This window comes from Mesorhizobium sp. M0029, assembly GCF_040323735.1.
Classification (GTDB): domain Bacteria; phylum Pseudomonadota; class Alphaproteobacteria; order Rhizobiales; family Rhizobiaceae; genus Mesorhizobium.
Genome location: NZ_JAMYVF010000013.1, coordinates 162,098 through 184,864, shown reverse-complemented (window position 1 = coordinate 184,864; position 22,767 = coordinate 162,098). Strand labels below are relative to the sequence as shown.

At 62.0% G+C, this 22,767-nt stretch carries 20 protein-coding genes and 1 tRNA gene; 8 read left to right on the top strand and 13 right to left on the bottom strand.

What is annotated here, in order from left to right:
- Positions 1–163: 163 nt before the first annotated feature.
- From NKJ76_RS21695 to NKJ76_RS21680, 4 genes are read right to left on the bottom strand one after another with little or no spacing between them, the layout of a single operon-like run.
- Positions 164–1,141, bottom strand: a complete 978-nt coding sequence (locus tag NKJ76_RS21695) for a quinone oxidoreductase family protein (protein WP_352538322.1) — start codon at positions 1,139–1,141, stop codon at positions 164–166.
- A gap of 18 nt (positions 1,142–1,159) precedes the next feature.
- Entirely contained in the window at positions 1,160–1,990 is an 831-nt protein-coding gene (gene pcsA / locus NKJ76_RS21690; RefSeq protein ID WP_023668966.1) for a phosphatidylcholine synthase, read from the bottom strand.
- Positions 1,987–2,601 carry a DUF1326 domain-containing protein gene (locus tag NKJ76_RS21685; protein ID WP_352519924.1) on the bottom strand — a complete coding sequence of 205 codons (615 nt, stop codon included), beginning with the start codon at positions 2,599–2,601 and terminating at the stop codon, positions 1,987–1,989. Before NKJ76_RS21685 ends, pcsA begins: the two co-directional genes overlap by 4 nt.
- Before the next feature lie 14 nt (positions 2,602–2,615).
- Positions 2,616–3,503: a DUF2182 domain-containing protein gene (locus tag NKJ76_RS21680; protein WP_352538321.1), complete on the bottom strand. Its 888-nt coding sequence runs from the start codon at positions 3,501–3,503 to the stop codon at positions 2,616–2,618.
- Positions 3,504–3,598: 95 nt separating this feature from the next.
- On the opposite strand from NKJ76_RS21680, the gene NKJ76_RS21675 reads away from it, so the two are divergent.
- A complete protein-coding gene (locus tag NKJ76_RS21675; RefSeq protein WP_352520367.1) occupies positions 3,599–4,810 on the top strand; it encodes a UbiH/UbiF family hydroxylase in 1,212 nt (403 codons plus the stop codon).
- Here NKJ76_RS21675 and NKJ76_RS21670 read toward each other — a convergent pair.
- Positions 4,787–5,701: an AEC family transporter gene (locus NKJ76_RS21670; protein WP_502902332.1), complete on the bottom strand. Its 915-nt coding sequence runs from the start codon at positions 5,699–5,701 to the stop codon at positions 4,787–4,789. The two genes, NKJ76_RS21675 and NKJ76_RS21670, sit on opposite strands and share 24 nt — an antisense overlap.
- Positions 5,702–5,818: 117 nt before the next feature.
- Here NKJ76_RS21670 and hspQ point away from each other — a divergent pair, with 117 nt between their 5' ends.
- Positions 5,819–6,142, top strand: coding sequence for a heat shock protein HspQ (gene hspQ, locus NKJ76_RS21665; RefSeq protein ID WP_023668971.1), 324 nt, complete (start codon positions 5,819–5,821; stop codon positions 6,140–6,142).
- A gap of 81 nt (positions 6,143–6,223) precedes the next feature.
- On the opposite strand, the gene NKJ76_RS21660 is transcribed toward hspQ, so the two are convergent.
- Positions 6,224–6,847, bottom strand: a complete 624-nt coding sequence (locus NKJ76_RS21660) for an invasion associated locus B family protein (protein WP_023668972.1) — start codon at positions 6,845–6,847, stop codon at positions 6,224–6,226.
- Between the two features lie 260 nt (positions 6,848–7,107).
- Between NKJ76_RS21660 and NKJ76_RS21655 the strand changes: the two genes are divergently transcribed.
- Positions 7,108–8,928 (top strand): extracellular solute-binding protein, encoded by a 1,821-nt coding sequence (locus NKJ76_RS21655; protein WP_352538319.1) that lies wholly within the window; start codon positions 7,108–7,110, stop codon positions 8,926–8,928.
- 49 nt (positions 8,929–8,977) lie between these two features.
- Positions 8,978–9,658, top strand: a complete 681-nt coding sequence (locus NKJ76_RS21650) for a DsbA family oxidoreductase (protein WP_352519920.1) — start codon at positions 8,978–8,980, stop codon at positions 9,656–9,658.
- Between the two features lie 125 nt (positions 9,659–9,783).
- On the opposite strand, the gene NKJ76_RS21645 is transcribed toward NKJ76_RS21650, so the two are convergent.
- Complete coding sequence (locus tag NKJ76_RS21645) at positions 9,784–10,434, bottom strand: hypothetical protein (protein WP_352538318.1); 651 nt, start codon at positions 10,432–10,434, stop codon at positions 9,784–9,786.
- Positions 10,435–10,820: 386 nt separating this feature from the next.
- On the opposite strand from NKJ76_RS21645, the gene NKJ76_RS21640 reads away from it, so the two are divergent.
- Both NKJ76_RS21640 and mgtE read left to right on the top strand, forming a co-directional pair.
- Positions 10,821–12,707 (top strand): ABC transporter ATP-binding protein/permease, encoded by a 1,887-nt coding sequence (locus NKJ76_RS21640; RefSeq protein ID WP_352538317.1) that lies wholly within the window; start codon positions 10,821–10,823, stop codon positions 12,705–12,707.
- A gap of 290 nt (positions 12,708–12,997) precedes the next feature.
- Positions 12,998–14,365 carry a magnesium transporter gene (mgtE, locus tag NKJ76_RS21635; RefSeq protein ID WP_023710502.1) on the top strand — a complete coding sequence of 456 codons (1,368 nt, stop codon included), beginning with the start codon at positions 12,998–13,000 and terminating at the stop codon, positions 14,363–14,365.
- 74 nt (positions 14,366–14,439) lie between these two features.
- Here mgtE and gor read toward each other — a convergent pair whose 3' ends face one another.
- The 3 genes from gor to rpiA all read right to left on the bottom strand — a co-directional run bounded on the left by gor (position 14,440) and on the right by rpiA (position 17,291).
- Positions 14,440–15,831: a glutathione-disulfide reductase gene (gor, locus tag NKJ76_RS21630; protein WP_352538316.1), complete on the bottom strand. Its 1,392-nt coding sequence runs from the start codon at positions 15,829–15,831 to the stop codon at positions 14,440–14,442.
- Positions 15,832–15,955: 124 nt separating this feature from the next.
- On the bottom strand, positions 15,956–16,573 hold the full coding sequence (locus NKJ76_RS21625) for a DUF2059 domain-containing protein (protein ID WP_023668979.1): 618 nt from the start codon (positions 16,571–16,573) through the stop codon (positions 15,956–15,958).
- Entirely contained in the window at positions 16,560–17,291 is a 732-nt protein-coding gene (gene rpiA, locus NKJ76_RS21620) for a ribose-5-phosphate isomerase RpiA (RefSeq protein WP_023691327.1), read from the bottom strand. The genes NKJ76_RS21625 and rpiA overlap by 14 nt, the downstream gene beginning before the upstream one ends.
- A gap of 155 nt (positions 17,292–17,446) precedes the next feature.
- Between rpiA and NKJ76_RS21615 the strand changes: the two genes are divergently transcribed.
- Both NKJ76_RS21615 and NKJ76_RS21610 read left to right on the top strand, forming a co-directional pair.
- Entirely contained in the window at positions 17,447–18,130 is a 684-nt protein-coding gene (locus tag NKJ76_RS21615) for a phosphoglycolate phosphatase (RefSeq protein WP_023691328.1), read from the top strand.
- Between the two features lie 128 nt (positions 18,131–18,258).
- Positions 18,259–18,333, top strand: a tRNA-Val gene (locus tag NKJ76_RS21610).
- 38 nt (positions 18,334–18,371) lie between these two features.
- Here the strand turns inward: NKJ76_RS21610 and NKJ76_RS21605 are convergent.
- From NKJ76_RS21605 to NKJ76_RS21595, 3 genes are all read right to left on the bottom strand, one after another.
- Complete coding sequence (locus NKJ76_RS21605; protein ID WP_023691329.1) at positions 18,372–18,644, bottom strand: hypothetical protein; 273 nt, start codon at positions 18,642–18,644, stop codon at positions 18,372–18,374.
- Positions 18,645–18,755: 111 nt separating this feature from the next.
- Positions 18,756–21,425 (bottom strand): DNA/RNA non-specific endonuclease, encoded by a 2,670-nt coding sequence (locus NKJ76_RS21600; RefSeq protein ID WP_023805164.1) that lies wholly within the window; start codon positions 21,423–21,425, stop codon positions 18,756–18,758.
- Positions 21,422–22,687: a hypothetical protein gene (locus NKJ76_RS21595; RefSeq protein WP_156940988.1), complete on the bottom strand. Its 1,266-nt coding sequence runs from the start codon at positions 22,685–22,687 to the stop codon at positions 21,422–21,424. The genes NKJ76_RS21600 and NKJ76_RS21595 overlap by 4 nt, the downstream gene beginning before the upstream one ends.
- Positions 22,688–22,767 lie beyond the last annotated feature (80 nt).

Here is a 22,767-nt window from a genome sequence, read left to right as displayed (position 1 = left end):
GGCCGCTCTCGTGCGAAAGCAGCACCCACCTTGAAAGAGCTTCAAGAATTTCAGCGGAAACTCAAGGGGTAAAGACCGACCTGCTTCGTACAACAGACCGATCGCCCGGTTTTTCGTGCAAACAGTGCCTGGCGTCGCGGCAAAACGCTGAAAGCAAGGCAGATCAGGGGATCAGTATGGTCGTGCCCGTGGTCTTGCGCCCTTCGAGATCGGCTTGCGCCTTGCCGGCGTCCTTCAGCGCATAGCGCTGGTTGATCTTGATCTCGACCGCGCCGCTCAACACCACGTCGAACAATGCCGCGGCGGAGACTTCGAGGTCTTCACGCTTGGCGTTGTAGACGAACAAAGTCGGCCTGGTAGCGAACAGCGAGCCCTTCTGCGCCAGCAGCGACATCGAAAATGGCGGGATCGGTCCAGAGGACTGACCGAAAGAGACGAACATGCCGAGCGGCTTCAGACAGTCGAGCGAGGCCGGGAATGTGTCGTTGCCGACCGAATCGTAGACGACGTCACATTTCTTGCCGCCGGTGATGGCGGCGACGCCGGCGACGAAATCCTGCTCCTTGTAGTTGATGACATGGTCGAAGCCATGCGCCTTCGCGAGCTCGATCTTATCGGTTGAGCTTGCCGTGCCGATCACTGTGGCGCCGAGATGTTTTGCCCATTGTCCCAGGATCAGCCCGACGCCACCGGCGGCGGCGTGGAACAGGATGGTGTCGCCTGGCTTCACCTTGAAGGTCCGGCGCAACAGATACTCCGCCGTCATGCCTTTAAGCATCATGCCGGCGGCCTGTTCGTCGCTGATGCGGTCCGGCACCTTGACGACGCGGTCGGCGGCGACGACGCGCTGCTCGGCATAGGCGCCGACGTTGACGGCATAGGCGATGCGGTCGCCCGGCTTCAGCCAGTCGATGCCTGCGCCGACCTCGAGAACCACACCTGCCGCCTCGCCGCCGGGGATCAGCGGGAAGCCGCCGGGTGGCGGATAGAGGCCGATGCGGTGATAGACATCGATGAAATTGAGGCCGATCGCGGTGTGCCTGACCAGGATCTGCCCGGCGCCGGGTTGTCCCGGATCGGCGTCTTCATAGGTCAGGACTTCCGGACCGCCATGGGCGTGGATACGGATTGCTTTGGACATTTGTGCGCTTTCCTGCGGTCAGGCTTTCTTAGTGTCCGGCTTGGCGCCGAGTTTGGGGAAGAACTGCATGATACCGCCGATGCAGGCGAGGTAAAGTCCGGTGATGGTGATGCCGACCTTGGTAAAGACGCTGACCTGTTCGCCCAAAACGCCGATCTGGTCGTAGAAGGCGGCAAGGGCCGCCTGCGCCAGCGCCAGCGCACCGAAAGCGCACCAGAGCAGCGTCATGCCAAGATTGATTGGCCGCAGCCGCACCACCCGCACGGGATGGATGAAGTTGATCGGCACGAAGGTCAGGATGCCGGCCGCCACGACGACGCCGAAGGACACCCACTGTCCGGGCTCGATGACGAACAGCGTGAACACGACCATGTTCCAGACGACCGGAAAGCCTTTGAAGAAGTTCTCCTTCGTCTTCATTCCGGTGTCGGCATAATAGATGGCGCTGGACACCACGATGATGGCCGCCGACAGGAACGACAGCCCTTCGCCCATGAAGCCGCGCTGGTAGAGTGCGAAGGCCGGGATCAGCACGTAGGTGACATAGTCGATGATGTTGTCGAGGAGTTCGCCCGACCAGGTCGGCAGGATCTCCTTGACCTCAAGCTTGCGCGCGATCGGCCCGTCTATGCCGTCGACGAACAGCGCCAGCCCCAGCCACCAGAACATCGCCGTCCAGCGTTGCTCGCTTGCCGCCACCAGAGACAGGAAGGCCAGGAACGAGCCAGACGCGGTCAACAGATGCACCGAGAATGCCCGCGCCTGCGGCCAGGTGACCTTTTTCTTCGGCCTGGGTATCCGGTCGGTGATCTTTTTGGCGGCATTCCTGGCGGTTGTGTTCTTGCTCACGGGCCCCGCCAATCCAGTTTGCAGATTTCGGCCGAGCGGCCGGCAAAGTTCCAGTTGTGGCCGAACGCCCGCATCTTGCTTTTGTCGGACCTGGCCACGATGATCTCCGGCGCGATCCAGTATTCCGAGTTGCCGATCACGGTATCCTTCTCGCGATCCTTGCCGGGAATCGGTGTGACCGCCCCGTCGATGATCTTCGGTATCTGGAAAATACGGGTCTTGTCACGCGTCTCGTAGGTGATCGGCACCTGCTCGACACCGAGGAACTTGCCGACAAGGATCGACAACAGCGAGGTTGTTCCGCCGGCCTTCCCGGTGAAGATCCTGGTCAGCGCTTTCACCGCATAGACGGAGGCGCGCTTGTCGATGAACAGGCCTGCGGTCCAGTTGCCGCGGCTCATATAGCCGGGGATTTCCATGACCAGACCGAGATTGAGGCCGGACAGGTCGACCTCGCCGAAATGGCCTGCGTCGATGCGGAAGCCCGCCCAGGTCTGACAATAACCCTCCGTCGGCGGATGGCTGCCAAGCGACAGCACGCAAGGACAAAAAACCGTGCAATTGCAGGAGAGTACGAGCTCTCCTTTCATTGCCCAGCCTTGCTCTGCCATGGAATTATCCCCCGTCATGCCGAGACTACTAGCAGGGCGACTGCCCAGACAAGCAGTATCGCACCGGCCACTCGGGTTGGAAGGCTGCCGGTGGTCTGTTTTTCGATCAAGGTGAACAGGCCGATCAGCGCCATCCAGAACACGTTCATCGCGCCGACGGCAAACATCACCAGCATCAGCGCCCAGCAGCAGCCGAGGCACCACAGGCCCTGCTTCAGCCCTAGCCGGAAGATGCCACCCGGCTCCGCGCTCCAGTTGGAAAACAGTGTCGAGAACGGGTTCCGGCATTTTGTCAGGCAGGCCTGCTTGAGGCTGCTGAACTGGTAGAGGCCGGCAACCAGCAGCGCGGCCGCCGCGGCAAGGCCGCTCACCGGATCGAGCAATCGAGCGGAGGACGCAAATGCGTGGACGAGCAACGTCAGCACCGCGAAGCCGATAGAGGCGACAAGCCATGTCGAGAGGTAGCCGGCAGCCAGGACCAGCGGGTGGACCACCGGTTCGCCCTTGATGCGGGCGGTGTCGGCGATTTCACAATAGGTACGGATCATCGGCGCCGCCGACGGCAGCATCGTCGCCACAGCCATCGAAAACCACATCACGATCAACGCCAGAAGCTGTGCGCCGCCGGCATCAAGTGGTGCGGGCGTCAGGCACATGCCGAAGAAGCGGTCGAGGACATCCGGCAGCGGCAGTTGCGGCAGATATCGCAGGACCACATCGCCTGGTACGCCGGGGAGCCGGCCTTCGGCGCCGCGGATCGCCATGGCGCCGAGAATGAACCAGGCGAGCAGAATGCCGCCGGCGATGGCGATGTTGACCGTCAGGCGGGGGCTGCGGGCCAGGCTTGCCGTGGCGCGGCCGGCGCGGTCGAGATGGCTGAAATCGTCCTGCTGGCCGGTCATGACAACCGAATGAGCCTAATCGCCGCGTTGATCAAGCCGCATGGTCTGACCTATATCCATGGGTAGACACCTGCATCGCAAACTGGAAGTCCAATTTGGATCATCGCGAGACAGCACGGATACTGGTAGCCGGCAGCGGCCCTGCCGGACTGATCGCGGCGCTCGGTTTCGCCGAGGCGGGCTTTCCGGTAACCCTGGTCGGACCCGAAGCAGGCGGACCCGATGGCCGGACCACGGCGCTGATGAACCCTGCTCTCAAGGTTCTCGATCGGCTGGGCGTGCTGGCCGAACTTGCGCCGAAGGCCGCGCCGCTGAAGGTCATGCGCATCGTTGATGCGACCAGCCGGCTGATCCGCAGCCCGGTGGTGACTTTTCGCGCCATGGAGATCGGCGAGGAGCAGTTCGGGCTCAACCTGCCCAACAGTGCGCTGAACCCGACGCTGGCCAAGTCCGTCGCGGCCCATCCCGGCATCGAATGGCTGACGTCGATGGTCGAGAGTTGGCGTCTGGACGCCGATCAGGCGCATGCCGTCTTGACTGATGGTCGCGAAGTCTCGGCCGCGCTTGCGGTCGCTGCCGATGGGCGCCTGTCGCCGGCGCGCGAGGCGGCAGGCATAGTGGCCTCGGTGCGATCCTACCGCCAAGCGGCGCTGGTGCTGAATTTTGGCCATCGCAGCGAACACGGCTTCACCTCGACCGAGTTCCACACAGAGACCGGGCCGTTCACCCAGGTGCCGTTGCCCGGCAACCGCTCCAGCCTCGTCTGGGTGGTGAAACCGGAGACGGCGAAGGACCTCGCCGCACTCGATGACGCGACGCTTTCCGAGCGTGTCGAGCAGCAGATGCAGTCGATGCTGGGCCGGGTGTCGGTCGAGCCCGGCCGACAAATTTACCCGCTATCAGCGGCATCACCGGGGCGCTTCGCGCAAAACCGGGTGGCGCTGGTCGGCGAGGCTGCACATGTATTCCCGCCGATCGGAGCCCAAGGTCTCAACCTCGGCATCAGGGACATCGAGGATCTGATTGGAACCGCTGATGAAAATCGCGGCGACCCCGGCGCCGCGAAGGCCCTGGCCGCCTATGATTCCAGGCGCCGTCCCGACATTCTGGCGCGTTCCGGCGCGGTCAATCTGCTCAACATGTCGCTGCTTTCGGACATGCTGCCGGCGCAGATGGCACGCAGCGCCGGCCTCAATGTGCTCCGCAGTTTCGCGCCGCTGCGCGCCTTTTTCATGCGCGAAGGCTTGAGGCCGGGCAGCGGCTTTGCGGCGCTTACCGGCGGTTCAGGGAAACAGGTCCGGCGGTAAGATGCCGTGGCGGATCATGTAGAGCAGCCCGGTCACTGTCAGCACCGAGAGACAGGTGGTGATCATGACGCTGGCCGAGGCGCGTTGCACCCAGACGCCATATTGCTGGGCGATGACGAAGACGTTGGTTGCGGTCGGTAATGCCGCCAAAAGCACGGCTGAAAAAACCCAGATTTCGGAAAAGTTCCCGATCCAGCTCAGCACGACGTAGCAGAGCAATGGATGCAGGATCAGCTTCAGCGCCGCGATCGACGCCAGTTCATGCGGCACGCGGTTGAGCGGCCGGAGCGCAAGCGTCACGCCCATGGCAAACAGGGCACAAGGGGCGGCCGCCCGAGACAGATATTCGAGCAGGCGATCGACCGGCTGCGGTGGGTGAAAGCCGAGATAGGCGGCGCCGACGCCAAGCGCGGTCGCGATGATGAACGGGTGCAGGACGATTTTCCTGACTACGCCGAGGATGAGCCGCCACGGCGATGTCTTGTCGTCGCCCGACAGCGCCATCATCATGGGCGCGATGGCGAAATGCATGATATTTTCGAAGCAGAAGATCAGCGCGACGGGAACCGCCGCCTGTTCGCCGAAGGCGAGCAGCGCCAGTCCCGGCCCCATATAGCCGATATTGCCATAGGCCGCGGCCAGCGCCTTGATCGTCGATTGGGCGATCTCGCCGCGAGACGCCGTCACCGACCATACGAACATGATCGAGAAGGTCGTGTAGGTGGAAAACACCGACCCGAAGATGAAGCGCCATTCGGTCAACTGTTCGAACGGCGTGCGGGCCAGCAATTGGAAGAACAGGGCAGGAAGCGCGACATAGACGATGAAGGTGTTCATCCAGCCAAGCGTCGGCATTGGACTGACACGCCACTGCGCCAAATAAAGCCTGATCCCAGACCTAAGTCGGGCTCGATTTTTGGCCACGGTGTGTGTAAATTCAAAGTCTTAGAGCGCTCTTCGCACATTCGAGGGGACGCCGGGCGCTCTAGAGGCTTAGTGGTGTGTATGATGAAAACGGCCAAATTTTCGATCGGACAGGTGGTTCGTCATCGGCTGTTTCCGTTCCGCGGCATCATTTTCGATGTCGATCCGCAATTTGCCAACACCGACGAATGGTACGAAGCCATCCCGGCCGACGTGCGGCCGCGCAAGGACCAGCCGTTCTATCACCTGCTCGCCGAGAATTCGGAAACCGAATACATCGCCTATGTCTCCGAGCAGAACCTGCTCGAGGATCAATCGGGCGAACCGGTCCGGCATCCACAGATCGGCGAGATGTTCGACAAGCGGCCCGACGGACGCTATGAGCCAAAACGCCAGTCGAGACACTGACATCACCTTGCATCGACGTGACGACAACAAAAAAGCGGGGCATGACCCCGCTTTTTGTCGCTCCGGTATCTGTCCCGGCGATTAGTTGGCGGCTTTGGCCTTGGCCTGCTCATCCTTGAGCTTCTTGGCGAAGTCCTGGTTGTTCTTGACGACGAAATCCTGAAGTTTTTTCTGCCGATCCTCGATGTCCGACTGCTGCAGCGGCGCGCCGTCAAAGGCGCCGCTGAAGCCGGTCAAGGCAACCTTGATTGGATTTGGCTGACTCTGGAAGTTGATCGAGGTCAGCGTGATCGCCTGTCCCTTCTTGAAGGACGCGACGAGCGCGTCGGTCAGCGGCACTTCGGCAACGCAACGGTCGGCGAAGCAAATGACATAATCCAGCTTCGTCGCCTTGCCGGCGTCTATTTGCAGGGCGATGCCGGGGGGCACCAGGCGACCTGGGGGAACCGTGACCTGGAAGACCTTGCGGTTTACCTTGCCCTTCAACTCGATCAGGCTGACGCCGGTGACGAACTGGCCGTTGCCGGCAGTGATGATGTTCTGGACATTGCAGATGTCGACATCTTCCTGCTTGGTGCAGGCCTTGAACCAACCCTGCGGAATCTGTTGCTGTGCCGAAGCGGTGGGAAGTCCGGCGCCCAGAAAGCCGACCACGCCCGCGGCCAGGACCGAAAGGCGGTATGCGTTGCTGTTCAGGCTCGTCATGTCGTGCATTTCCTCTCAAATGATCCCGGGACCGGCTTCTTCGCGCCGTGTGGTCCTGCTACCTGTTGCCGAATTGAGGCAACAGAATGACTTCGGAGCGCGTGTTACACTGCATGAGCAGCCGAATCCAGCCCGCCGCCTGCAATTCTTGGCCTCGCAATTTGGGTCGTGCGATTTGAGTTGATGTATCTGGCCGGAGCGCCGCGGCGCCATGTTAGGGTGCACTCCGAATCATCAAGCCGCCCAGTAAGGAGACGGTCATGGGCCGCATTCTTGTTTGGCTGATCGCCGCAATTTCGTTCTTCGCCTTTGCACCCGGCGTGGCGATGTCGGAACCGAAACATGCCATCGCCATGCAGGGCGAGCCGGCGCTGCCAGCCGACTACCAGCATTTCGACTACGTCAATCCCGATGCGCCCAAGGGCGGCAACATCACTTACTGCGTCGTCGGCAGCTTCGACAATCTGAACCCGTTCATCCTGAAGAGCCTGCGCACCACGGCGCGCGGCATGCAGGACCTCATTTTCGGCAATCTCGTCTTCGAGCCGTTGATGATGCGCAACTACGACGAGGCCTTCAGCCTCTATGGCCTGCTCGCAGACACAGCCGATATGGATCCCGAGCGCAAGTGGATCGAGTTCCATCTCAACCCAAAAGCGAAGTGGTCGGACGGTGAGCCGGTGACGCCGGATGACGTGCTGTTCACCTACGATGTCTTCACCGACAAGGGCCGCCCGCCCTACAGGGATCGCATGAGCCTGATCGCCAAGCTCGAAAAGACCGGCGATCACAGCGTGCGCTTCACCTTCAACGACAAGGCCAATCGCGAGACCCCCTTGATCATCGCGCTGACGCCGATCATCCCAAAGCACGCCTTCAACAAGGATACCTTCGACAAGACGACGCTGAAGCCGGTGATCGGCAGCGGTCCCTACACCATCGACAAGGTGCAGCCGGGACAGCGCATCGTGTTCAAGCGCAACCCGAATTACTGGGGCAAGGACATCCCTTCCAAGCGCGGCTTCGACAATTACGACCAGATCACCATCGAGTACTTCCTCAACGCCAATGCCAAGACGGAAGCGTTCAAGAAAGGCATCTGCGCCATTTACGATGAGGGCGATCCGGTCAAGCGCGAGCGCGATATCGATTTTCCCGCCTTTCATCGCGGCGAGGTGATCGCCGAGACCTTCGACACCGGCATACCGCCCGTGGTGACCGGCTTCCTGTTCAACACGCGGCTGGAGAAGTTTTCCAATCCGGAGGTGCGGCGCGCGCTCGGCATGCTCTACGACTTCGAATGGGCCAACAAGAACCTGTTCGGCGGCAAGTACACGCGCACGATGAGCTACTGGCAGAATTCCGAACTTTCCGCGCTCGGCCATCCCGCCAGCGACAGGGAAAAGGCGCTGCTGGCGCCCTACCCCGGCCGCGTGCCGGCCGATGTCATGGACGGCAGCTGGCGCCCGCCGGTGAATGACGGCACCGGCCAGGACCGCAAGGTGCTGAAGCTGGCGTTCGACCTGCTGAAGAGCCAGGGCTACGCCGTTAGGGACGGCGTCCTGCTGGATCCCAAGGGAAACCCGTTCGGTTTCGAGATCCTGACGGCGTCGCAGGACGAGGAACGCTTTGCCGCCATCTATCAGCGCTCGCTGGAAAAGATCGGCATCGCGGTGACCATCCGCAGCCTCGAAGCCGACCAGATCCAGTCGCGCAAGCAGCGTTTCGACTTTGAGGTTCTTGTCGGGTCGAGCGGGTTCAGCAACTCGCTGTCTCCCGGTATGGAGCAGAACCTTCGCTGGGGTTCTTCAGAGGCCAAAAGAGAAGGTTCATTCAATCTGGCCGGCGTCGCCGATCCGGCGGTCGACGCGGCGATCGACGCGATGCTGAGAGCACGGACCAAGGAAGACTATGTCGCCGCCGTGCGCGTGCTCGACCGATTGCTGATCTCCGGCAATTACATGGTGCCGATGCAGTACAACGCGCAGCAATGGCTCGCTTACTGGAATTACCTGGATCATCCCAAAAAGACTCCCATATTCGGTTATCAATGGCCGACATGGTGGCGCAAGCCGAACTGAGCGTAGCCGAGATCATGCTCGGTAAAACGCTCGGCTGCAGGAGATCAAGATGAGCGATGACAATTCCATTACCATCGACGTGGTCTCCGACGTCGTCTGCCCCTGGTGCTTCGTCGGCCAGAAGCGGCTGGACAAGGCGATTGCCGCTGCCGGCGACGTCGAGGTTCATGTGCGCTGGCGGCCGTTCCAGCTCGACCCGACCATCCCGCCCGGGGGCAAGGACCGGCGCGAATACATGCTGGCCAAATTCGGCAGCGACGAGCGCATCCGCCAGATGCATGCCCGCATAGAGCCGCTCGGCGAGGCCGAAGGCATCGATTTCGCTTTCGACGCCATCAAGGTCGCCGCCAACACGCTGGACGCGCATCGCGTCATCCGCTGGGCGGGCGCCGCCGGTGAAGCCGTGCAGAACCGGCTCGTGCGCCGGCTGTTCCAACTGTATTTCGAGAAAGGCGGCAATATTGGCGACCACGCCGTGCTGATCGATGCCGCCCGCGAGGCCGGCATGGACGCTGCCGTGGTCGAAACGCTCCTGCCGACCGATGCCGACGTCGAGGAGGTGCGCACAGAAATCGCCACGGCATCGCGGATGGGGATCACTGGCGTGCCGTGCTTCCTGCTCGAAGGCAAATACGCCGTCATGGGCGCGCAGGACGCCGACACGCTGACTGATGCCATCCGCCAAGTCGCGGCCGCAAAGGCCAAGGGCGAACTGGAAAAGGCCGGCTAGAGCCTGTTCCATCCCGATGGAAATCGGGATGGGCTCTATCTCCTTGTTTGAGCATGATCTCTGGACAAAACGGTTTCCCGTTTGTCCGATAAAACCGGCAACCACTTTTCGGGATCATGCTCGGGTTATTTCACCGTCACCTTGGCTTTGCTGAGGAAGAAGCCATGCCCGTTGCTGCCCGTGCAGGTCAGTCCCTTGGTTGACGACTGGCAGGTAAACGGCCCTTTGCTCCAGCTGTTGCCATAGGCCAGCTTCGCGACATCGCTGCAGCAGCCCTGCTCTCCCGGATTCTTGATCAATGTCGCCGGGCCGTTCGGCCCAAGGATCACGGTGACGTAGCTGGGCTCGACGCGCGAACAGCTCAGTTCCGGACCGCCATCCTGTGGTTCGTAGGTGCTGGTGCCGCCCTTCGGCGTGTAGATGCAGCCGATGTTGCCGGACGGAGCATTGAACTCGATTTGCCCTTCGGCGCTTGCCGGAATGGTCTGGCTGACGGCATGCGCAAGAGGCAGCCAGGCAAGAGCGTCACCATTGCGGGAACGGCTGCGCGTGCAAGCATTGGGGAGCTTCCTTGTTGGGGACCGGACATGCATCGGTGCCGACAGTGCCCGGCAAGGTTCATTCCAGTGCGCTTGATTGTCAAACGGTGTTGAGCTGCAGCTAAAAAGCGCGTGCCACCTCATGAACAGTCGCTTTACAGGAGGGACGATCTTGCGTGCCCAACCATGATGGCCGGTGAAATGATTCGGGCGGCCTGGGGCGATCACGGACGGCATTTTTCGGGCGATCCGGTTAGCGCGCGGTGGGAAAACCGGCCGACGGGCAGGCCTTTTGGTCACAAAGCCGTGTATGAGCCTTCCCTCAGGAAATATTTTCGCACATCTGAGCGTTCCCGCAACACATTGAAACAAAGAGCAAATTCGGCCCAAAGACGGCGCTCTCGCAGCACCAACTGTTGCCTCATGGCAACGGGGGTGGGCTGCCTCACATTCGCCGGGATAAAATTCATAGAAAATGATCAATTGGTGTTACTATCCGTAACAAAACTAAAAAAGGTTTGGGCGGGATTGTGATTCGGGTCGACAGACCGCGACGTTCAATATCGGCACTTTGGAACCGCGACGCCCCCGCCGGGCCGTCGCCCCTGACGCCAGTATCGTCGATGCGGACCTTCTGGGGACTGATGCGGGCCTACTGGTTCTCGGACCGGTGGAGAGAGGCCTGGGCTCTCACCGTCGTCCTCGCACTCATCATAGCCCTGTCGAGCAAGGCCGACGTCTGGTTTACCGTGTTGGCGGGCGAACTGGCGGCCTCAATCGCTTTTTTCCACGACGCCGCGAATACCACGCCCCTTGAATCGGTGCTTACCAATGCCGGCCTGCTTGTGCTGCTGGTCGTGTTCAAGGACATGGGAATCATAGGCGCCTGCAAATTTGTATCGGCGACATTGCATCGCAAATGGCGCGCCTGGCTGAACGCGCGTTTCAATGCGGCGCTGCTCGATACCAACCATACGCACTACCACGCCCAGAATGGCTCGCCAGATGCGCCAGCGCCCGACAACATTGATCAGCGCGTGCAGGAATCCATCAAAGACATGGCGGGCGGCGCCATCGGGCTTGCCCAAGGTGTCTTCGGCGTCTTCACCTCACTTTATTTTGTCGGCGGCGCTTTGCTGGCGAATTCCGTGGAGGTAAAAGGCCTGGATGCCCTCGGCAGCTATGGCAGCGCCGTCCTCGCTCTGCTGGCGGTTGCCATCTACGTGCCCGTCAATACCTGGATCGCGATCAAACTCGGCGGAATGCTGGAGTGGCTCAACGTCAGGATGCAGAAGGCCGAAGGCACCTATCGCAGCGAGCTGATCACTTTGTTGCGCCGCAGTTTCCATGTGTCGGCGTCGCAAGGCGAAGACGTGCAAAAGACGATACATGGACGGCTCTATCTCGATATCGATACGACCTGGTCGAAGCTCAACATCGTCAACACCCTCTATGCGGGATTCGAATCGGTCTATAATTTCGTCGGGGCCAAAGTTGTCGCCTACGGACCTGGTCTGGTGCCGTTCATCCACAACGGCGTCGACCTCAAGGGCTACATAACCGGTTCCGAGCAGGTCAACGCGCTGATCAGCAAATGTTCCTGGTTCATCCATGTCATGCCGAGTCTCGCCACCTTGCGGGCCAACAGCCAGCGCGTCATTGAATTGGCGCACGCCATTGAAAACGTCCAACAGCCGCAGGACTTCTACAGCCAGACCGGCCGTTCCGACTTCCACTATGCCAGCCAGAACCCGGTCTTCGGCCTGACCATCCAGAAGCTTGAACTGGCGCATCAGGGTGAAGACGCCACGCCGTTCCTGAGCGCAGCCAATCTGCGCTTTCGGCGCGGCGAGTGGGCATTCCTCAAGGGCGAATCCGGCTGCGGCAAGACTTCGCTGATCAAGGCGATCAACGGCTTGTGGCCTTATGGCCGCGGCACCATCGTCTTCCCTGACGGTGTGAGGAGCTTCTATGCCGCCCAGGAGGTCAAGCTGCAGCAGGTGTCGCTGAAGCAGCTGGTGTGCCTGCCCGGCTCCGAGGACGACTATGGCGATGCGCAGGTCGCGGCAGCCCTGCACAAGGCCGGCCTTGGCGATTTCATCGAACACATGGCCGATGAAAGCCGCGAGGGAAAGATCTGGGACCAGCTGCTGTCCGGCGGCCAGAAGCAGAAGCTGGTTGTGGCCCGCATCGTGCTGCAGCAACCGGGACTGCTGTTCCTCGACGAAGCGACCGGCGCGCTCGATCCGGATGGCAAGATCGCCTTCCACCAGGCCATCAAGGACAACTGTCCCGATGTCACGGTGATCAGCATCATGCATGAGGCGGTGCCGCCACGTTCGGCCTCGGGCGAGGAATTCTACCACAGCGTGGTCGCGATCGCCGACGGCGTCGCCACCAAGAGGCCGCTTGTTCCGAACCTTCCGCGCGAGCTCACCACCATCCTTACGCAGCCGCGGCCGGTCGAGGACAAATGGATGCGTTTTTCACGCCGGCTGAAGCAGAAATAGCAGCCACGCCGAAGCGCGTTCCGCCACTGGCGGCGGGGCACTCGCTCCCTCCCCCTTCAATAATCATCACAGTCTCGCGATTGGGCCGGCTCCCGGCTGTTTTCCTCCACCCCCGCGATTGACTCGCCAAGATGCGCTCCTATGTTGCGCCCGCTCGCTGAATTCCAACTCGAACCCGCGAGCAGAAAGGTCACCGCGCCATGCCTGGCGACAGTAGTCGAACGCAACCGCCGTCCGCCTCGATGTGACCTCTAACGGCTCACGTCCCGCCGGACGGCAAGAAGTGAGCCATGAACGAATTTACCCCCGTCGTAGCGGGCGACGATGCCGTCGCTATCGCGCGTATCCTTGCCAATGATCACGTCGCCGATGTCGTCGAGGCCCTGAACCGGGAAGCTCGCGATACCGCGATAGAACTGCTTTGCGAAATGCCGTTCGAGCGGCTGGTCGAGATCTTCGACCAGCCTGAACTCGACGGCGCCTCCGATCTGGCCGAGGCGCTGCCGCGCGCCAAGGCGTGCAAGCTCCTGACCGCCATGTCGGTCGACCGCGCCGCCGATATCCTGCGCGAACTGGACGAACCGGCGCGCTCCGAGCTGCTCGGCGGGTTGGTCCCGCCGCTGCGGGCAACGCTGCTTTCCATTCTCGGCTATCCCGAAGGCAGCGCCGCCTCAATCATGACGACCGAATTCGTCAGCGTGCCGTCGGACTGGTCCGTCGGGCGCACGCTCGACTACATCCGCAAGGTGGAGCGGACGCGGGAGACCGTCTACGCCATCTACATCGTCGATCCAGACACGCATGTGCTGGTGCGCTCGACCGGCCTGCGCCGGCTGATCACCGGCGAGCCGGACGATCCGATCCTGTCGGTGGCGCCGGATCGCGCCCCGGTGACGGTGACGCCGCTGACCGATCGCGAGACACTGGCGCAGACGATCTCCAAATATGACCTGCTCGCGGTTCCCGTCGTCGACCACGGCAAGATCCTCGGCATCGTCACCATCGACGACATCATCGACACCATGATCGAGGAGACGACCGAGGACGCGCATCGTTTCGGCGGCATGGAGGCGCTCGACGAGCCCTACATGAAGATGAGCTTTCTCGCGATGATCAAGAAGCGCGGCGGCTGGCTGTGCGCGCTGTTCATCTCGGAGATGCTGACCGCCAATGCCATGCAAAGCTATGAAGGCGAACTGCAAAAAGCGATCGTGCTCACTCTGTTCATCCCGCTGATCATGAGCTCGGGCGGCAATTCCGGTTCGCAGGCGACCTCGCTCGTCATTCGCGCGCTGGCGCTGCGCGAGATCGGCCTTCGCGACTGGTGGCGGGTGGCGTTGCGCGAATTGCCCACCGGCTTCGTGCTCGGCGCCATGCTTGGCGTGGTCGGCATCTGCCGCATCGCGCTCTGGCAATATATGGGCTTCTACGATTATGGGCCGCATTGGCCGCTGATCGCGGCGACCGTGGGGGCAGCACTCGTCGGCATCGTCACCTTCGGCTCGCTGTCGGGGTCGATGCTGCCGTTCGCGCTGAAACGGATCGGCTTCGATCCGGCGAGCGCCTCGGCGCCGTTCGTCGCCACGCTGGTCGATGTCACCGGCCTGGTGATCTATTTCTCGGTGGCGCTGGTCATCCTGCGCGGCACTTTGTTGTAATAAGCTTCAGGCCTCCCATCGCGGTGGCAACAGCGGCTGCCATGGGGGGTTCTTCAAGATCGAGCGCGCGGGCGTCAATCGACCCGCACGCCGTTCTTCACGCGGTAGGTGGGCTTGTACATGGTGACCAGTTCCTCCGCTGCCGTCGGGTGGACGGCCATGGTGCGGTCGAAATCATCCTTGGTGACGCCGGCCTTCAGCGGAATGCCGAGCAACTGCGCCATCTCGCCGGCGTCCGGCCCGAGGATGTGCGCGCCGAGCACTTTTCGCGTGGCGCCATCGACCACCAGCTTCGTCAGCATCTTTTCGTCGCGGCCCGACAGCGTGTGCCGCATCGGCCGGAATGTGGCGCGGTAGATTTCGATATCGGAGTAGCGCTTGACGGCATCGTCCTCGGACAGCCCGACGGTGCCGATCTCCGGCTGTGAGAAGACGGCGGTCGGAATGGTGTCGTGGTCGGGCGCGGTCGGATTGCCCTTGAATGCGGTCTCGATGAAGCACATGGCTTCGTGGATCGCCACAGGCGTCAACTGCACGCGGTTGGTGACGTCGCCGATCGCCCAGATGTTGTCGATGTTGGTGCGGGAATACTGGTCGACAACGATGGCGCCGGTTATGCCGAGCTCGATACCGACGCCTTCCAGGCCCATATTCTCGGTGTTTGGGAGGCGGCCGATGGCGAGCATGACCTGGTCGACGGTCAGCACCTTGCCGCCGGTGACCAACGCATCCAGCCTGCCGTCAGGCCGCTTGCGGACCCATTCCGACACGGCGTGGCAGAGGATCTTGATCCCCTTCTTTTCCATGGTTTCGTGCAACATGTGCCGCAGGTCCATGTCGAAGCGCGACAGGATCTCCTTGCCGCGATAGACCAGCGTGGTGTCGACGCCCAAGCCGTGGAAGATATTGGCGAATTCGACGGCGATATAGCCGCCGCCCTCGATCATGATCGCCTTCGGCAGTTGCTTGAGGTCGAACACCTCATTGGAAAAGATGCAATGCTCGTGACCGGGCAACGCCGGGTGCGGCGCCGGCCGGCCGCCGGTGGCGATCAGGATCTGGTCGGCGGTGACGGTGCGGTCATCGCCCAGGAGATGCACGACATGCGGGTCGACCAGCATGGCGCGCGAGTGGAACGTCTCGCCGCCGGCGCCTTTCACGTTCTTTTCGTAAATCGCTTCCAGACGGGCAATCTCGCGGTCCTTGTTGGCGACCAGCGTCGGCCAGTCGAAGCTGGCCTCGGGCACCGTCCAGCCATAGCCGGCGGCGTCGGCAAAATGCTCGGGAAATTGCGAGGCATAGACATAGAGTTTTTTCGGCACGCAGCCACGGATGACGCAGGTGCCGCCATAGCGGTATTCCTCCGCGATGCCGACACGTTTGCCGAGCGCTGCCGCCACGCGCGCCGCCCGAACCCCGCCGGAGCCGCCGCCGATGACGAAGAGATCGTAGTCGTAGCCGGCCATGCTGCTGTTCCTTGCCCCAAGAAATGTTTGAGACAGGTAGGCTGCATGAAGCCAAAAGAAAAGCCCGGTTTCCACCGGGCTTTCTGGTCCAGCGGCAAGGATGCCGGTGGCGAAATCAGACGTCTTAGTTCTTCGGCGCTTCCGGCTGGTCACCGTCTGCGGGCGCATCGCCGTCGGCAGGTGCAGCGCCATCGGCGGGGGCAGTTGCGTTATCCGGCGCAGGCGCGGCCGGAGCAGCGGCCTTCGCGGCGGCTGCCAGCGTTTCGCCGACCTGCTGGGCGAGATCGCGCGCCAGGCCGTTCTGCCAGATGTCGGCGGCCTTGACCAGTTCGCGCGTCACGTTGGGGCCGTTGTCGAGCAGCTTCTTGCCGGCATCGGAATTGTAGAAGGCGGCGATGTCGGTGAGATCCTTCTCGGAGAACACCTTGGCATAGGCCAGCGCTGCTTCCTTCTCCAGATCGGCACGGCGCGAGGCCAGCGCCAGTGCCTTCTCGCTTACGGTCTTGCCGATCAGCTCCTGCATATCAGGGTTCTTCTGGATAAGCTGCTGCTCGAGCGAGGCCGCCGCTTGCGGCAGGATGTTGTCGAACGAGTCGGTCGCGTGGATTGCCGTGACCGCCGCCCGTGCCGCCTTCAGATGCGATTCAGTGATCTCCTGCGAGAACGCCGGGGAAGAGAAGGCGAAAACGGCCGAAGCCGCCAGAACGGCGCAAAGATTGCGAACCCGGTTATGCAACATCATGATCGGTAGAACTCCCTGGTTTTCGGGCGGCATGGACGGTTTGGATGCCGTCGCCGCCGGCGATGATGGCCGCTGACGCCAGCCCGATGAAAAGACCATGCTCGACCACACCAGGAATGGCATGGAGAGCATTCGAAAGCGCTCTTGTATCCGGAATGCGGCCAAAAGATGCATCGAGGATAAAATGGCCGCCGTCTGTAACAAAAGGCTGGCCCCCCGTCATCCTCAATGTAACCGGGCCGGAAAGGCCGAGACTTTTGGCCGCTGCCGCGACCGCGATTTCGGTGGCGCGCAGGCCGAACCGGTTGACTTCGATCGGCAAGGGAAACTGGCCAAGGGTGTCGACCATCTTCGAGCGATCGGCAATGACGATCATGCGCTGAGATGCCGCCGCGACGATCTTCTCGCGCAGCAGCGCGCCGCCGCCGCCCTTGATCAGTGTCAGCGCCGCGTCGATCTCGTCGGCGCCGTCGACGGTAAGGTCGAGCTCGGGCGTTTCCTCAAGCGTCGACAGCGGCACGCCAAGTTCGCGGCAAAGGGCTGCAGTGCGCTCCGACGTCGGCACGCCGATGACGGTCAAGCCCGCGGCGATCTTTTCGGCCAGCAGCCGCACGAATTCGTCGGCCGTCGTCCCGGTGCCGATGCCGATGCGCATGCCGTCGCTGACATGGGCAAGGGCTGCCCGCGCGGCCTCGACTTTCAACTGCCTCGCATCCATGCTCGCCCCAGGGGTTTGGCTTGGTTCTGATTTTTCTGGATGCGCGCTCCTAGCACTTTTGCCCGCAGGGTCAAAGACTTTGGCTCGCACCGGCTTGCCTGAAAGAAGCGCAGCCGCTATCGCCTGCCTGCAATGCATCAGCCACAGGACAGGCCATGACCCAACCGATCATCGTGTTCGACCTCGACGGGACGCTGATCGACACGGCGCCGGATCTGCTCGACAGCCTCAACCACAGCCTTGCCGCCAGCGAGCTTGCCGCTGTCGACGAGGCCGGCTTCCGGCGTTTTGTCGGCCAGGGCGGACGGGTGATGATCGAGCGCGCGCATACCGCGCAGCAGAAATCGCTGGCGGTGGAGGAGCACGACAGGCTGCTGAAGGTGTTCCTCGACCACTACACACTCAACATCCCCGGCAAGTCGCGCCCCTACCCCGGTGTCGTCGAAGCCATCGCCCGCTTCGAGAAGGCCGGCTATCTGCTCGCCATCTGCACCAACAAATATGAGGCGAATTCGAAAGCGCTGATCGAGGCGCTCGGCCTGACAAAGCATTTCGCCGCGATCGCCGGCCAGGACACGTTCGCCTTCCGCAAGCCCGACCCGCGCCATCTGACCGAGACCATCCGGCTCGCCGGCGGCGATCCGCATCATGCGCTGATGGTCGGCGATTCGCAGACCGACATCGACACCGCCAAGGCAGCCGGCATTCCGGTGGTCGCCGTCGATTTCGGCTACACCGACCGCCATGTCAGAGAATTCGAGCCGTCGGCGGTGATTTCGCATTTCGACGCGCTGACGCTCGACCTGGCGGAACGGCTGATTGCAGCTGCGGCCGGCTGAGCGAAACGGGCGATTGCGCGGCAGCGCCTGCCCTCGCCTATTTCAGGCACAGAAGGCCGGCGCATCGCCTTGACTTCACAACCCTGCCTCCCTTATATCGCGGCTCGCTTGGCCTTCGGGCAACGAGCGGGCGATTAGCTCAGCGGGAGAGCACACCCTTCACACGGGTGGGGTCGCAGGTTCAATCCCTGCATCGCCCACCATTTTCTTTCCCTGAACAGCGCACTCCAAGCCAGCACTCCTAGCAGCTGCAACTCGCCCCTTCCCCACCAAAATTCTTCTGCGCGAATTTCAAGGCGCTTGAGTAGCTCGTGTAGCTCTGGAACTGGCAGACATCGGAGCCGTTGCGCACCTTCATCTGCTCGAGATCCCAGAACGAAACCTCGATGTGATCGTTGGCGCAATAGACCGTGTATTTTTCAGGCTCCAGCGCGTTGGCTTTCTGCAGCGGCATGGAGACGGCTGGAATGCAAAGCGCGGAAAGTGCAAGCATGACGGCGTGACGCGTGCGCATGTAAAAACCTCTGGAGTGAGAACAGCCCGTATTTGTCGCGACGATAGTGAGCGGCGCATCGCGGCTTTTTTACGCGCCCTTGTCTTCGCCCCGCTCGGGCCTTCAGTGTTTCTATATGCTGGTCCATATCTCCAATGTGTTGGCCTTGATGATCGGCACCGCACGGGCTGTCACCAGTCGGCCAGCGGCAACCGTGAGGTCGGCGGCCAGCAGTTCGGCGGCGCCACGGTCGGCGTCGTTGTAGGGGTTGTAGCGAACTTCGTTCTTGCCGGCGGCAGCGGCGACACGTTCTTCGCCAGGGTTTGGAATGCCCCAGCCCAAGGCCCGCATTTTTGCGGAAAGCGCCCCGGCGTCCTCGCGCGCCATGCCGGCGAACTGGACGTAAACCGTCTGTGGGCTCTGCTGGATACGCAGCCGGTCCTTCAGCGTGTTGAGTGCGTTGCGATCCTGCTCACCGATAACAGTCTGGCCGTCGGCTGCCGAAAGGGCGAGATCGGCAACCGCCCGGCGCGCGCCGGCAAACACAGCCAGCCAGTCCGGGCGTTCCCACAATTCAGGCGGTACCCCAAGCAGGGTCTCAAGCACGTTGCGGCGCCCCGCCGGTGTCAGCCCGCTTATGCTTTGCAGGCCGGCCATCTCGACGAGAGCCGCGACGATCTTCTGCCGTTCGACCACCGGAAGGTCTGCGTCTTCGAGGACGGCAATCAGGTCACCGCGCAGTGCATCATTTGCGCCGTCGAGCAGCTTGACGCGAGCCGCCAGTTCGTCGGCCGCGGTTCCATTGGGGCCGCGGTTCTTCAGTGAATCCGTCCATTCGATGAGAGGGTCGAAATTGAGGCTCGTGAGCCTTTCAAGCTCGGCAACCGGGAGCCGATACTGCTCGACGTTGAACGCCCCCGTAGCGTCGGCTGGAATGAAGAACGCATCGACCTCAAATTCCGGCTCCCTCACCTCTCCCTTCACGGCCGCCGACACCGAGGACACCGCGAGCTTCCAATAGGCATAAGGGACCGGCACGCCGTCGACCGGCTGGTCCGCGGGCCGGAAGACAGGACCACTGAAGATGGTCACCCGATTGGCGAGCGGATTGTGCTGCGAGCGAACCCAGTTTTCGAGCGGCACCCATCGGCTGCCGTAGAAAGTACGCGGCTGCGGCATCGTGTTTGGCAGGAAAGAGGCATACTGCGCCAGCTTGAGCGCCGCCGTTGCCGGATCGCCGGCGAACTCCGGACCCCAGGCGATGTCGCTGGCACTTGCAAATCGCGCCGCCAGCCAGGGCCGGTCCGCGCGAAAGTACCAGTTGGGACGAGGCTGGTAGTCGACCGACAATCGGCTGTCGGGTTTCAGTCTGCTGGCGGTGAATTGCAGCGGCAACCTCTGCGACCGATCCAGGTTGACGGCCGAATAGATGGCCATGCGATGAGTTCGGCCCATGACCAGCGAGTAGTTGATGTAATCAAGCGGCGGCGCCACGGCGTCGTTGGCCAGGTCGTCGGTTATCCTGGGCAAGCCGATCGTGGCCCCTATGAAATCGACCTTGTATCCCGAAAGAACGTTAGGCTGTTTGTCTATGTCTTTGCCAAGCAGCGGTTCAAGCGCGGCGCGCAGCGGCGCCGGCAATTGGTCGAGCGCGACCTCGCCGCTTTTGACCTGCCCGGCCAGCTCGACCAGCACCCCCTGTCGCAAATCGGGCGCCAACTTGTCCAGGGACACGCTGCCGAGTTTGAGCTGTTCGACCACAAGCAAGATCGCGGATCGCAAAGTGGCCTGCGTGGCTTGCTGCTCGGCCAGCGTCTTGGCGGCGTCTTCCGCCTTCTTCTCGGCAACGGCAAGTGCAGCCTCGGCTCGCTGGCGTGCGTCTTCCGTCTTTTCAAGGGCGGTGGAAAGCTTTCCATTGAGCTTTGCGACCTCACTGGCCGTCGTCTCGGCATCCTTGCGCGCGTCAACAGCGTCATTTCTCTGGACGTAGGCGAAATAGGTGGTTGCCCCAAGGATCGCGGCCAGGATGGCAAACAGCGCGATCAATATATTCTTGCTGCGATCGCGCTGCTTCTGGCTGTCGGTCTCCGCCTTGGCGCTCGCCTCGACGAACTCGGCGATGTCCGGCCCCTGCGGCAGCTCCGCCGCCTCCTTCAGCGCTTCGCCGCGCAGGAGATAGCCGGGATAGCCGGTGTTCTTCCATTGCCGCGCCTGGGCGGCCACGCGAATGCGAAAGCGCTCGGTCAGCTCGTCCGAACTCAGTTCGTCGTCCGATGCGAAGCCGTCGCCGGATTCGGCACCGTCTTTGGTCGCGACGGCCATTGATTCAGGAACGGCGATGGCGACCGTTCCTGAATCGTTGATTTCACGCGATGCCGATTCGGAGTCAACCGCGACGGCAATTGGCTCTGTTGTTTCGAGCCCACCGCCACCTGCGAAAGACGCGAGCCGCGCCGGGCTGACGTCGGCTGAGGTGATGCCCGGCCGCGTGACCAGTTCGGCGGACCAATAATCGAGTATGCGCTGCGCCGCGCGCCGGTCGGATTCCCGCGCGATGGTGCTGCCGGCGCGCCGTGCCTTGGCCAGGAAGTCGCGGATGGCCTGCGCATCGGGGGCCGTGTTGTCGATGCTGGCTTCCGTCGTCTCGGCGCCGGCCTTGTCGCTGCGGCTCATCGATGGGTCGACGGCTTCATTGCTGCTGGCGATGCGCATCAGCTCGAGATGTGCGATCCGGATGTCGCTCAGCGAAATAAAATCGGCCGGAGTTTCGGTCTCCGTGCCTGTCGCAAGTTCATCGCTCATGGCCCCAGGTCCTCAATGATCTTATGCAAAGGCGTGCTGACGCGGACGATCGAGGCGCATTCCGTTTTCAGCGCCAGATCGACCTGGACGAAGCGTTGCTGGGCCTCGTCCCGATAGGCTTCGAAGGCAAGAATGAAGGCGGTATCGACGGTCTCGCGCGATAGCTGGTCGTTGACGTCGGTGGAGTAGTCGACGAGCGTCGTTCGCCAGGCGCCATTGGGATCGAGATCGGCAAGAACCTTGACCTTCACTTCCAGGTTTCGCCACAGCGGCGAAAACTGGAACGGCAGCGACTTGTCCGCCGCGGCGCCCTCTTCTATCGGCTCGATCATGTCGGTGAGGCTGGCCAGCTTGTTGTCGACGTCCTGCCAGAGCTTATGCTCGACGACGCGCGCATAGATGGTCGACGACAGCACCATGATCGCATCATGCGCAGCCTTTATCAAAGGAACATCCGGGGCACCTGCTGGAAGCTTGCCGGCTATCGTGTCGAGACCGGTGGCAAGAAGCCCGAACGGCAGATTCTTCGCGGTAACGAAAATCTGCTGGTTGAGCCGCGAAGGCACGACGCGCAGCACGGTGCGCACGTCAAACAGCGCGTCGTAGGCGTCCGGAGACTTGTTATCGATGGCAGCCTGCAACTTGATCGCAGCCGCCTTGAGGTCGTCGAGCCAGGCCTGCTCGATATCGTGAAGCGCCGGCCCCGCCGGCAGCTCCATGACCGACTCTCCGATCGAGACACAGAAGAGCTTCAATATTTTGAGGAAATTGCGCAGGACGCGGACCTGTTCCAGGTCGGCCCCCATGTCGCGGGCGGCGACCAGCAAGGTCTGGAAGCTGCCGATGCCATATTGGAAGCTCTGCAGGTGGTCATGCAGGTCCTTGTAGGTCTTGAGGACATCGATCTGGCTGGCGACGGTGGTGAGGCCATCGCCAGCGGCGAGTTGCGCCTGAATGTCCTTGGGCTGCTGGTTGACGGCGTTGAAGCCTGCGAGCGCGGTGTTGACCCGATCGTCGGTGGTCAGGCCAGGCAGTTCGGGCGTCGGTTTCTCGCCCGCGGCAAGTTCATCCAGATAGGCTTTGCATATTGCGGCGCATTGCGGATTTTGCCGAACGACAGTGTTCATCAGCGGCTGCGACAGCTTCTTGGTCAAGGCATAGTCGAGGATGTTGAACCAGACTGTGAGCGCCGCGCCCTGGAGGTTGATGGCGCCAGCGACGATCCCAGCGTCCTTGGTTACCTGCAACCAATCGGGAGGCAATGGGTAGAGATCAGCCAGTTGAAGCCTGAGGTCGAAATAGGCGCTGATCTCTGAACTCCCTGGTGTTTGGTGTGTGGCGT

Excerpts from the sequence above, each read along its gene's own strand:
- NKJ76_RS21695 (WP_352538322.1), bottom strand. The coding sequence starts at position 1,141 with ATGTCCAAAGCAATCCGTATCCACGCCCATGGCGGTCCGGAAGTCCTG.
- NKJ76_RS21685 (WP_352519924.1), bottom strand. The coding sequence starts at position 2,601 with ATGGCAGAGCAAGGCTGGGCAATGAAAGGAGAGCTCGTACTCTCCTGC.
- NKJ76_RS21680 (WP_352538321.1), bottom strand. The coding sequence starts at position 3,503 with ATGACCGGCCAGCAGGACGATTTCAGCCATCTCGACCGCGCCGGCCGC.
- hspQ (WP_023668971.1), top strand. The coding sequence starts at position 5,819 with ATGAAAACGGCCAAATTTTCGATCGGACAGGTGGTTCGTCATCGGCTG.
- NKJ76_RS21660 (WP_023668972.1), bottom strand. The coding sequence starts at position 6,847 with ATGACGAGCCTGAACAGCAACGCATACCGCCTTTCGGTCCTGGCCGCG.
- NKJ76_RS21655 (WP_352538319.1), top strand. The coding sequence starts at position 7,108 with ATGGGCCGCATTCTTGTTTGGCTGATCGCCGCAATTTCGTTCTTCGCC.
- NKJ76_RS21650 (WP_352519920.1), top strand. The coding sequence starts at position 8,978 with ATGAGCGATGACAATTCCATTACCATCGACGTGGTCTCCGACGTCGTC.
- NKJ76_RS21645 (WP_352538318.1), bottom strand. The coding sequence starts at position 10,434 with ATGCCGTCCGTGATCGCCCCAGGCCGCCCGAATCATTTCACCGGCCAT.
- NKJ76_RS21640 (WP_352538317.1), top strand. The coding sequence starts at position 10,821 with ATGCGGACCTTCTGGGGACTGATGCGGGCCTACTGGTTCTCGGACCGG.
- mgtE (WP_023710502.1), top strand. The coding sequence starts at position 12,998 with ATGAACGAATTTACCCCCGTCGTAGCGGGCGACGATGCCGTCGCTATC.
- gor (WP_352538316.1), bottom strand. The coding sequence starts at position 15,831 with ATGGCCGGCTACGACTACGATCTCTTCGTCATCGGCGGCGGCTCCGGC.
- NKJ76_RS21625 (WP_023668979.1), bottom strand. The coding sequence starts at position 16,573 with ATGATGTTGCATAACCGGGTTCGCAATCTTTGCGCCGTTCTGGCGGCT.
- rpiA (WP_023691327.1), bottom strand. The coding sequence starts at position 17,291 with ATGGATGCGAGGCAGTTGAAAGTCGAGGCCGCGCGGGCAGCCCTTGCC.
- NKJ76_RS21615 (WP_023691328.1), top strand. The coding sequence starts at position 17,447 with ATGACCCAACCGATCATCGTGTTCGACCTCGACGGGACGCTGATCGAC.
- NKJ76_RS21605 (WP_023691329.1), bottom strand. The coding sequence starts at position 18,644 with ATGCGCACGCGTCACGCCGTCATGCTTGCACTTTCCGCGCTTTGCATT.
- NKJ76_RS21600 (WP_023805164.1), bottom strand. The coding sequence starts at position 21,425 with ATGAGCGATGAACTTGCGACAGGCACGGAGACCGAAACTCCGGCCGAT.